Annotated in this window: 8 protein-coding genes; 6 read left to right on the forward strand and 2 right to left on the reverse strand. The window is 69.3% G+C overall.

Annotated features, from left to right (window positions below; all coding sequences use genetic code 11):
• From F3J14_RS30675 to F3J14_RS30685, 3 genes are all read left to right on the forward strand, one after another.
• A partial coding sequence (locus F3J14_RS30675; protein WP_166726119.1) for an NAD-dependent succinate-semialdehyde dehydrogenase occupies positions 1-1,284 on the forward strand: 1,284 nt, incomplete at its 5' end.
• A 215-nt stretch (positions 1,285-1,499) separates the two neighbouring features.
• Entirely contained in the window at positions 1,500-3,020 is a 1,521-nt protein-coding gene (locus tag F3J14_RS30680) for a GGDEF domain-containing protein (protein WP_166726120.1), read from the forward strand.
• A gap of 249 nt (positions 3,021-3,269) precedes the next feature.
• Positions 3,270-5,228, forward strand: a complete 1,959-nt coding sequence (locus F3J14_RS30685; RefSeq protein ID WP_166726121.1) for a phosphatase PAP2 family protein — start codon at positions 3,270-3,272, stop codon at positions 5,226-5,228.
• 66 nt (positions 5,229-5,294) lie between these two features.
• Here the strand turns inward: F3J14_RS30685 and F3J14_RS30690 are convergent, their stop codons facing one another.
• On the reverse strand, positions 5,295-6,080 hold the full coding sequence (locus tag F3J14_RS30690) for a substrate-binding domain-containing protein (protein ID WP_166726122.1): 786 nt from the start codon (positions 6,078-6,080) through the stop codon (positions 5,295-5,297).
• Between the two features lie 124 nt (positions 6,081-6,204).
• Between F3J14_RS30690 and F3J14_RS30695 the strand changes: the two genes are divergently transcribed.
• Positions 6,205-7,011, forward strand: coding sequence for a helix-turn-helix domain-containing protein (locus F3J14_RS30695; RefSeq protein WP_166726123.1), 807 nt, complete (start codon positions 6,205-6,207; stop codon positions 7,009-7,011).
• Between the two features lie 27 nt (positions 7,012-7,038).
• Here F3J14_RS30695 and F3J14_RS30700 read toward each other — a convergent pair whose 3' ends face one another.
• Entirely contained in the window at positions 7,039-8,370 is a 1,332-nt protein-coding gene (locus F3J14_RS30700; protein WP_166726124.1) for an MFS transporter, read from the reverse strand.
• 273 nt (positions 8,371-8,643) lie between these two features.
• Between F3J14_RS30700 and F3J14_RS30705 the strand changes: the two genes are divergently transcribed.
• Both F3J14_RS30705 and F3J14_RS30710 read left to right on the forward strand, forming a co-directional pair.
• On the forward strand, positions 8,644-9,420 hold the full coding sequence (locus tag F3J14_RS30705; protein ID WP_166726125.1) for an enoyl-CoA hydratase/isomerase family protein: 777 nt from the start codon (positions 8,644-8,646) through the stop codon (positions 9,418-9,420).
• Between the two features lie 19 nt (positions 9,421-9,439).
• Positions 9,440-10,833 (forward strand): CoA-binding protein (locus F3J14_RS30710; protein WP_166726126.1); only part of this gene is annotated, 1,394 nt, incomplete at its 3' end.

Genomic DNA, 10,833 nt, shown 5'->3' on the forward strand with positions numbered 1-10,833 from the left:
CCCGCCTGGCGCGCGACGCCCGCTCGCGACCGCGCCGCGATCCTGCGCGCATGGCACGCGGCGATCGTCGCGCATACCGACGATCTCGCGAAGCTGATGTCGCGCGAACAGGGCAAGCCGCTCGCCGAAGCGCGCGGCGAAGTCGCGTACGGCGCGTCGTACGTGCAGTGGTTCGCCGAGGAAGCGACGCGCACCTACGGCGACCTGATTCCGCAGCAGCAGCGCGGCAAGCGGCTGAGTGCGGTCAAGGAGCCGATCGGCATCGTCGCCGCGATCACGCCGTGGAATTTCCCGCTCGCGATGATCGCGCGCAAGATCGCGCCCGCGCTCGCGGCCGGCTGCACGGTCGTCGCGAAGCCGGCGGAAGACACACCGCTCACCGCGCTCGCGCTCGCCTTCCTCGCGCAGGAAGCCGGCGTGCCGCCCGGCGTGCTGAACATGATCGCCGCGTCGCGTGAACGCGGCATCGACGCGGTGGCCGACTGGCTCGCCGACGGCCGCGTGCGCAAGATCACGTTCACCGGGTCGACGCCCGTCGGCAAGCTGCTCGCACGCGAATCGGCGGCGACGCTGAAGAAGCTGTCGCTGGAGCTCGGCGGCAATGCGCCGTTCATCGTGTTCGACGATGCCGAGCTCGACGCGGCGGTCGACGGGCTGATGGCCGCCAAGTTCCGCAACGGCGGCCAGACCTGCGTGTCGCCGAACCGCGTGTACGTGCAGGCCGGCGTCTACGATGCGTTCGCCGCCAAACTCACCGCCCGTGTCGCCGCGCTGAAGGTCGCGCCGGCGACCGACCCGGCCGCGCAGATCGGCCCGATGATCAACGCGCGCGCGGTCGACAAGATCGCGCGCCACGTCGGCGACGCGATCGAGCGCGGCGCGCGCGTGCTCACGGGCGGCAAGCGCCTGCCCGAACTCGGGCCGAACTATTACGCGCCGACGGTGCTCGGCGACGCCACCGCCGACATGCAGCTGACCTGCGAGGAAACCTTCGGGCCGATCGCCGCGCTGTTCAAGTTCGACACGGAAGACGAAGCCGTCGACGCCGCGAACGACACGCCGTTCGGGCTCGCCGCGTATTTCTATACGCAGGACCTGCGCCGCATCGCGCGCGTGTCGGCACGGCTCGAAACGGGCCTCGTCGGCATCAACGAAGGCGCGCTCGCGAGCGAGGCCGCGCCGTTCGGCGGCGTGAAGGAATCGGGCTACGGCCGCGAAGGCTCGCGCTACGGCCTCGACGATTACCTGTCGATCAAGTACCTGTGCCAGGGCGGGCTCGACTGAAGCCGCGCCGCCGCCGTCATCCGCGGCAGTTACGCAGTCGTCACGCAGTCGTTGCGCGGCGCGCCGCTGATGGCGCGCCCCGCTCGCACACGTTTGCGGGCTCCGCGCAGTCATCGCCTCGCATGCCGGCCTCGATTTCCGGGCACACCTGCCGTTAACCCGGATTTGACTAGCGCCGCTGCCGTCGCAGCCCGCTTCCCGTACGAGCGCGAGCCATGCCTGCATCCCCTTCGATCGAGAAAATTGCCGACTGGGCCGGTCGCCACCACCTGATCGTCGGTGTGCTGGGCACGCTGATGTCGGTCGCGGCGCTCGGCATCAGCGCGGTGACGCTGTGGGCCGCGCGCAGCGAAGTCGTCGAACATGCGCACGAGACGTCGCGCAATGTCGCGGCCGTCCTCGTCAGCGAGATCGCGCGCACCGTCGAAACGTCCAACAACGCGCTCGTGTCGCTCGCCGCCGATCTCGGCAACCCCGCCATCGTGCGCCTGAAGGCCGGCTTGCGTCACGACGTGCTGTTCGAGCGCACGGCCGCGCAATACGTGACCGGCATGGGCGTGACGGACCGCTACGGGCGGCTGATCGACGGTTGTTGCGGCCCGACCCACAACTGGGACTTCAGCGATCGCGACTACTTCAAGGTCCATCGCGATTCGGACAACGTCGGCCTCTACGTGTCCGAGGCGTACCGCGCACGTTCGCGCGGCGGCACCGAATCGATCGCACTGTCGCGGCGCATCGAACGGCCCGATCACTCGTTCAACGGGATCGCGGTGGTCGCCGTCGATATCGCCTACTTCGATCAGCTGCTGTCGCGGTTGAACGTCGGACCGCACGGCGTCAGCGCGATCCTGCGTGCGGACGGCACCATCCTCGCGCGCAATCCGCCGCTCAGCGATCACCAGATGGTGCGCCTGCGCCGGTCGAAGTCGTTCGAGCGGATGGTGAGCCGCGACTCGGGCTTCTATGCCGCGCGCTCGAGCATCGACGGGACGTTGCGGCTCTACACGTACCAGCGGGTACCCGGCACGCCGCTGATCGCCGTGGTCGCGCCGGCCGAGCACGACGTGCTGGCCGGCATCTCGCATCTGGCGTGGACGGTCGGCGTGTCGGCGTCCGTCATCGGCGCGCTGTTCTGCGCTGTGGTGTGGCTGCTCGCCTTCGCGCTGCGCGACAACCTGCGCAAGCAGACGCTGCTCACGGACCTCACGCGCACCGATCCGCTGACGGGCCTGCACAACCGTCGCGCGCTCGATGCCGCGCTCGCCGACGAATGGGAACGGCTGCAGCGCGGCAGCGACGGCAGCCTGTCGGTGCTGTTCATCGACGCCGATCACTTCAAGCAGTACAACGACCGGTACGGCCATGCGCAAGGCGACACCGCACTGCGCTTTCTCGCCGAATGCATCCGCGCGCATACGCGACGGCGCGGCGATCTCGCCGCGCGTTACGGCGGCGAGGAATTCGTCGCGGTGTTGCCCGATACGGACGAGCGCGGTGCCCAGCAGGTCGCCGAAGCGATTCGCCACGCCGTGGAGCGCAACCAGCTCGACGGGTTCGACGCGACGATTCCGGCCTTCACGGTCAGCATCGGCTGCGCGACCGGCCATCGCGCGCGGCCGCCGTCCATGCATGCGCTGACGCATCAGGCCGACCTCGCCCTCTATGCGGCCAAGCGCCAGGGCAGAAACCGCGTGTGCGTCGCCGACGTGGAACCGCTCGCCCAACCGGCGTGAGCGCCGCGGTTCCGGTCGCCTGTTTCGGCAGTGCACGCGCGGCCGCACGCATGCGCGGCTTGCGCGTCGCGGTCCACTATCGGCCTTCGCCGACGACCGGATCGATCCGTCCGCCATGTTCAGCATCACGAATTCACCAAATAGTGAGAATTCGCGCGCGTCGACCGCGACCCGCAACAAATCCTTAACCGGCACGTCACGATCGCCCACGACAATCCGCCATCTTCGACCCTCAGGATGGAGTCTTGCATGTTGGCATCACGGAGCCGTTTCCCGCTGCACGTCGCAGCGCTGTCGAGTGCGTTCGTCCTGGTCGCCTGCGGCGGCGGTGACGACGTCGCGTCGACGAACCCGACCATCGCGGCCGTTCCCGCGCCGCCGGCGGACCCCGGCTTCGTCGACAGCGCCCCCGTGCCGAGCGTGCCGGCCTTCGTCGACAACATCGCGACCAACCAGCGCGGCGACGCGCGCTATGCCACGCTGTCGACCAACGCGGCCGTGCGCGTGGTGAGCCGCTTCCTCGACCTGTGGCAGCCGTCGACGATGCTGGTCGATGCGGGCGTGAGCGCGTCGGCCAACGGCGCGTTTCCGGCGATCTCGCCGTCGACCTGCTCGGGCCTGCCCGGCAGCGGCACGCCGTGCGGCACGATCCTGAACGACACGGTGCTGGCGGCCAATGTCCAGTATGTGATCAACGCAACGACCGCGCGCACGCAGCAGCAGGCCGACGCCGCCTACTTCGACGACCGGCGCGGCAAGGGCTACAGCGTGACCGACGGCATGGGCCCGCTCACCAGCGCGTGGCGCACGGCCGCGCAGCAGACCACCAGCATCACCAGCGTGCCCGCCGACGCGACGACGGTGCTGTACAACGACGCCGGCAACAATGTCGGTGTCGGCAGCAGCGCGAACGCGAGCTTCGGCAAGGTCGTCGACCTGCTCAACGAAATGGGCAACAACGCGTCGACCGAACCGTCGAAGCGCTTCTACAAGTATGCGCGGCCGTATCGCTGGAGTTCGAGCGTCGTCGTCGCGCCGACGCTCGTCCCGGCCGAAAGCACGACGCCCGCGACCGACGGCGGTTTCATCAGCGGCCACCAGGCCGAAGCGATGCGCGACGCGATGACGATGGCGTGGCTCGTGCCGGAGCGATTCCAGGAGATGGTGAGCCGCGGCCTCGAACTGGGCGAGAACCGGATTCTCGCCGGCATGCACTCGCCGCTCGACGTGATCGGCGGCCGCATGCTCGCGCTGGCTGTCAGCGCGGCGAACCTGAGCACGTATGCGAGCGATGCGCAGGCCGCGTACAGCCAGGCCCATCAGGCGCTGCAGCAGCTCACGGGGACGACCGGCACGACGTTCGCCGCCTTCGCGCACTCCGGTACGACGGCCGACGACCGGTTCGCCGATTACACGGCGAACAAGACGGCCTTCGCGCGCCGCCTGACGTACGGCTTCGGCGCGATCGAGTCGACCGACGCGCCGCCCGTCGTGCCGAAAGGCGCGGAGATCCTGCTGCAGACGCGCTTCCCGTACCTCAGCGCCGACCAGCGACGCGTCGTGCTGAAGACGACCGAGCTGCAGTCCGGCTACCCGGTGATGGACGATGCGGAAGGCTGGGGCCGCCTGAACCTGTTCGCCGCGGCCGACGGCTATGGCGCGTTCAACGGCAACGTGATCGTGTCGATGGACGCGTCGCAGGGCGGGCTCAACGCGGCCGACCAGTGGCGCAACGACATCGCCGGCGCCGGCAAGCTGACGCTGCAAGGCACCGGCACGCTGACGCTGGCGGGCAACAACAGCTATGCAGGCGGCACGCAGGTCGGCGGCGGCACGCTCGCCGCGGCATCCGCGTCGGCGTTCGGCAACGGCGACGTGTACGTCGGCGCCGGTGGCAGCGTCAGGATTGCGGCGAGCGCGCCCGTCACGATCGCGACGCGCTATACGCAGCTCGACAACGCGACCCTCGAACTCGACATCGACGGCAACGGCGGCGGGCGGCTGCGCGTGGGCGGGCAATTGACCGTCGCGGGCGGCACGCTGCACGTGAAGTTCGTGAACGGCTATGCGCCGAAGGCCGGCGATACGATCGCGCTGATCGACGGCGCAGCGGGCGCGGCGAAGTTCTCGACGGTCACGGTCGACGGGTTCAAGGCGACGCCGGTTTATACGGCGACGGGCGTGTCGGTGAGGTTGTCCGCATCGTGATCGCCGCGCGGTGCGTGCGACGTCGCTTTCATCGCATCGTCGCAGCGCACCGCGCAGGCATTCGCGTCAACGTGGATCGAGGCCGCTGCGTTGCAGGATCGCGGCGGCCGGTGCGGTCTTCAGAAAGGCCACGAACGCGCGTGACGCGTCGGCGGCCCGTGCATCCACGGCAATGGCGGACGCAATCACGCTCGTCTTCTGCACGTCGGGCGGCAGCGGGCCCGCGAAGTCGATGCCGGGCGTCACCTTCAATTCGCTGACCTGCTGCAGGCCGAGTTCCGCGTCGCCGCGCGCCAGCGCCGTGCCGACCAGCTCCTTGCCGCGAACGAGCACGCTCTTCGATTTCATCTGCTCGGCGATGCCGAGTTTCTCGAACAGCACGCCGACGATGTAGGTCCCGCTCGCACCTTCGGAGAACGCGACCGAACGCGCGTTCAACAGCGCGCGGCGCAACGCGTCGACCGTGCCGACGTCGGGCACGGCGACGCCGTGGCGCACCGCGACGCCGATGCCGGTCGCCGCGATGTCTTCGAGCGTCGCCCGGTCGAACCTGCCGGCGTCGACTTCCCGCTCCAGCGCGGGCTTGATCATGAAGCAGACGTCGACGGCTTCGCCATTGCGCACGCGCATCGGCAAGGCCTCCGGCGACGTGCCGTACGACGGCCCCCATTCAATCTTCAGATGGTGCCCGGACGATTGCTCGAACGCGGGCGCCAGCCGTTCGAACGCGCCGTGCAACGCGCCCGTCGCCAGCACGTGTATGTCGTCCGCATGCGCGGCCGCGGGCGCTGCGCCGAGCGCGATCCACGCGGCGGCGGCGAGCGCTGCCCGCCAGTTTGTCCGGTCCTTCATGCGTGCTCCTTGTGATTGACTTGAAAGCGGCGTTTGCCGCGCGGCTCGGCAAGCGATGGGAAGCCGGCGCGGCTCCGCGCGCGTGCTTTGACAAAGCCCTGATGAACCTGTATTTCTATGCCGCATGCGTGACTCCCACCCTTCCCGTTCGCCCGCCACGGCCGCGCGCGCTCCGTCGTCGACGGTGTCCAACCGCTCGCTGGAACGCGGGCTCGACGTGCTGCGCGCGTTCGGCTCCGGCGCGACCCTGCTCGGCAACGGCGACCTCGTCGAACTCACCGGTCTGCCGAAAGCCACGGTCACGCGGCTGGCGCGCACGCTCGTCGAAGCCGGTTATCTCGAACACGATCCCGTGCACCGCGGCTACCGGCTCGGACTGCCGGTGCTCGGCCTCGCGCATGCGCTCAGGAGCGGCTCGACGGTGCTGCAGGCCGCCGCCCCGCGCTTGCGCGAGACGGCCCAGTCGCTGCACATCAACGTCGGCATCGCGGGCCCTGACCGCGACGACATGGTCTACCTGGAGTCGATCCGCTACAGCCCGCGCGCGTCGCTTCGCACCGTCGTCAGCGGCCAGCGCGTGCCGATGGCGCTGACCTCGCTCGGCCGCGCGTTTCTTGCGTCGCTGCCGGACGCCGACCAGGCGCGGCAACTCGCCGAGCTCAAACGGCATCGCACCTCATGGCCGCGCATCCGTGCCGAGATCGACGAGGCCGTCGCATCAGTGCGCGCGCACGGGTTCTGCGTCGCCAGCTGGCAGCCCGAAGTCGTCGCGCTCGCGACCCCGCTCGAAATCGCGGGCCACCGCACGCTCGCACTCAATTTCAGCGTGCGCACGCTCGATGCGCCGTCGGCCGTCGCCGCGCGCCTGTCGGCGGCGCTGCTGGCATTGCGCGACGACATCGTCGCCGCGACGCTGCGCCTCGATAGCTGACGCGACGACGAATCGCTTGCGCAGGCGTCAGCGTTCGCGAATCGCGCGGGCCGGAATGCCGAGCACGACCGCGAGCCCGCCGAGCACCGACACGACCGCGACCGTATAAAGGCCGATCGCGCTGCTGCCGAAGTGCGTCGACGTGTAGCCGATCACCGACGGCGCCGCGATGCCGCCGAACTGGCCGAGACTGCTGATCAGGCCGATCCCGCTCGCGGCCACGGTGCTCGACAGATACGCGGGCGGAATCGTCCAGAACAACGACAGCATCCCGAGATAGCCGGCCGTCGCGATGCAGAGGAGTACGATGAGTGCCGCCGGCTGCGATGAGGCGGCCGGTAACAGCGCGACGCCCAGCGCGGCCGTCACGGCGCTGCCCATGAAATGCCAGCGTCGTTCGAGCTTGCGGTCGGAATGCCGGCCGAGCAGATACATCGCGACCGCGCCGAACACGTACGGGATCGCCGACAGCAGGCCGATGGTCCAGAAGTTCGTGATGCCGCTCTTGCGGATCACGCTCGGCGCCCACACGTGCACGACGATGCTCGCCCACGGCACGCTGAAATACGCGAACGTCAGGAAATAGAACTTCGGCTCCTTCAGCGCATCCCAGATCGAGCCGTGCGCGTGCGATGCCTTCAGCGCCGCATCGTGTTCGAGTTCGCGCAGCAGCAGCGCCTTCTCGTCGTCGCTCAGCCATGTCGCCTGCTCCGGACGATCGGTCAGATACAGGTACGCGAACAAGCCGGCCACGACCGACGGCAATCCTTCGATCACGAAGAGCCACTGCCAGCCCTTCAGGTGCAGCGCGCCCGACAGGTTGTTCAGGATGAAACCGGACACCGGGCCGCTGACGATGCCCGATACGCAGATCGCCGTCATGAACAGCGCGGTGACGCGCGCGCGGCGCGCCGACGGGAACCAGTACGTGAAATACAGAATGATGCCGGGGAAGAAACCGGCCTCCGCGACGCCGAGCAGCACGCGCGCGATGTAGAACTGGGTGGGCGTCTGCACGAACGCGGTACCCGCCGATACGAGCCCCCACAACGCCATGATCCGCATCAGCGTCTTGCGCACGCCGACCCGCGCGAGCCACAGGTTGCTCGGCACCTCGAACAGCATGTATCCGGCGTAGAACAGGCCGACGCCCAAGCCGAACGCCGCTTCGGTCAGCCCGATGTCCCGCGAGAACTGTAGATGGGCGAATCCGATGTTGGCGCGATCGATATACGCGAACACGTAGCAGACGAACAGGAACGGCAATAGCCGCCGCGTGACCTTCGCATATACCGCGTCGAGTGCCGGCCGATCGGCGACGCTTCGCTCGAGCGGTTCCGTTGCAATGGCGTGTTGCATCTTGTCTCCAGTCTTGTTGATCGCGCCGCGACGCCGAATCGGTGTTTGGTTTTCACCTGTCGCGGTGAAATCGATTATCGGCGGCTGGCGGCAAGCCGCAACCGCGCTGTTTCACTGGATGAAACAACGACCGGCCACCTGACAGTTTCATTCAGTGAAACCGTGCCGATGGCAGCCGCGTGGGGGCGCGCTACGCTTGCAGCAACCGGATCGGCCCCGCGCCACGCGCCGCCGGTTTATCGCACCGCTTCGTTTTCCACGCAGGAAGAGATCATGCAAACCATCGACGTCACGATTCAATCGAACATCGCGACCCTGACCCTGAACCGCCCCGACAAGCGCAACGCCGTCAGCGACGCGATGCGCGCGGAGCTCATCGAAGCGCTCGATTCGCTCGCCCGCGCGCCGGACGTGCGCGCCGTCATCGTCACCGGCAGCGGCAAGGGGTTCTGCGCGGGCGGCGACATCGCCGGGATGGCGCAGCGCATGGACGCGCCGGCCGACGAGGTCGCGTTCAACGGCTGGTCGCGCCAGCAGCGCGTCCATCATGCCGTTTCGCTGCTGCACACGATGCCGAAGCCGACGATCGCGGCCGTCAACGGCGCCGCCGCCGGGCTCGGCGCCGACATGGCGCTGTCGTGCGATTTCGTGATCGCGTCGGAAGCGGCGACGTTCGTGTGGAGCTACATCAAGCGCGGGTTGATTCCGGACGGCGGCGGCCTGTATTTCCTGCCGCGGCGCGTCGGGCTCGCGGCCGCCAAGGACCTGATCTTCAGCGGCCGCCAGGTCGACGCGCGCGAGGCGCGCGAACTGGGTATCGCCGACCGGATCAGCACGCCCGACACGCTGCTCGCCGACGCCACCGCGTGGGCGAGCGAACTGATCCAGGGCTCGCCCACCGCGCTCGCGCTCGGCAAGGCGATCCTGAACCAGAGCTACGAGCTGTCGGCACCGCAAGTGCTGTCGCAAGGCAGCCAGGCGCAGGCGATCTGCTACACGAGCCGCGAGCACCGCAATGCCGTGCGCGCCTTCCTCGACAACGTGCGCTGAGCGCCGCCAGGAACTTCCGATGAACGCCATTGAAAAATTGATGCGGCCAGCCCGCGTCGCCGTCATCGGCGCGTCGGCCGATCCCGCGAAAACCGCCGGCCGCCCCGTCGCCTACTTGCAGAAACACGGTTTCGGGGGAGACATCTACCCGGTCAATCCGCGCTATCCGTCGATTGCCGGCCTGCGCTGCTACGAGGACGTCGAATCGCTGCCGCACGCACCTGATGTCGGCATCGTGCTGCTCGGCGCCGAGCGCGCGCACGCCGCGGTCGCGGCGCTCGCGAAACGCGGGACCGCCGCCGCGATCGTGCTCGCGAGCGGCTACGCCGAAACCGGCGAGGCCGGCGCGCGCCGCCAGGCGCAACTGAAGGAGGCGGCCGGCTCGATGCGGGTGCTCGGGCCGAACACGATCGGCGTCGTCAACCTCACCGATCGCGTCACGTTGTCCGCGAGCGGCGCGCTGGACACCGACGGCTTCGCCGTCGGCGGCGTGAGCGTCGTGTCGCAAAGCGGCGGCATTCTCGGCGCGCTGCTGTCGCGCGCGGCCGATCGCGGGATCGGCCTGTCGAAGCTCGTGTCGACCAGTAACGAAGTCGACCTCGACGTGAGCGACTTCATCGATTACTTCATCGATGACGAGGCGACGTCCGTGATCGCGCTGTACCTCGAAGGGCTGCGCGATCCCGCGCGGTTTCGCGCGGCCGCGCGCCGCGCGGCGCATGCGGGCAAGCCGATCGTCGCCTACAAGATCGGACGATCGGCGTCCGGCGCGCGCTCGGCCGTCTCGCACACCGGCGCGCTCGCCGGCGAGGACCGGATGTACGACGCGCTGTTCCGCGATGCAGGCGTGATTCGCGCGCAGACGTTCGGCGATCTGCTCGACCTGCCGAACGCCTTCGCGGCCGGGCGCACGCTGCGCGGTTCGCGCGTCGCGATTCTCACGTCGACGGGCGGCGCAGGCACGCTCGTCGCGGACAACCTCGGGCTGGCCGGCTTCGACACGCCCGAGCCCGATGCGGACACGGCCGCCGCGCTGCGCGCGCTGCAGACCGGCGATCACGCGGTGCTCGACCGCAATCCGATCGACGTGACGCTCGCGGGCCTGCAACCCGACCTGTTGCGCCGCGCGATCCGCACGCTCGCCGACAGCCCGTCGTACGACGCGGTCGCCGTGATCGCCGGCTCGTCGAGCATCGGCATGCCGGAGCTGATGGCAGGCGCCGTGCGCGATGCATTGCCCGGCACCGACAAGCCGGTGGTCGCGTTCGTGAGCCCGCATGCGCCGGCCGTCACGCACGCGATGAACCGGCTCGGCGTGCCGGCGTTCGTGTCGCCGGAGAGCGTCGCGAGCGCGCTGGCCGCGATGCGGGACGCCGGCCGCTGGCGCGCACGGGCGGCCGCGGCCATCGCGGC

It is taken from the genome of Burkholderia sp. Tr-862 (assembly GCF_011753085.1).
Lineage (GTDB): Bacteria > Pseudomonadota > Gammaproteobacteria > Burkholderiales > Burkholderiaceae > Burkholderia > Burkholderia ambifaria.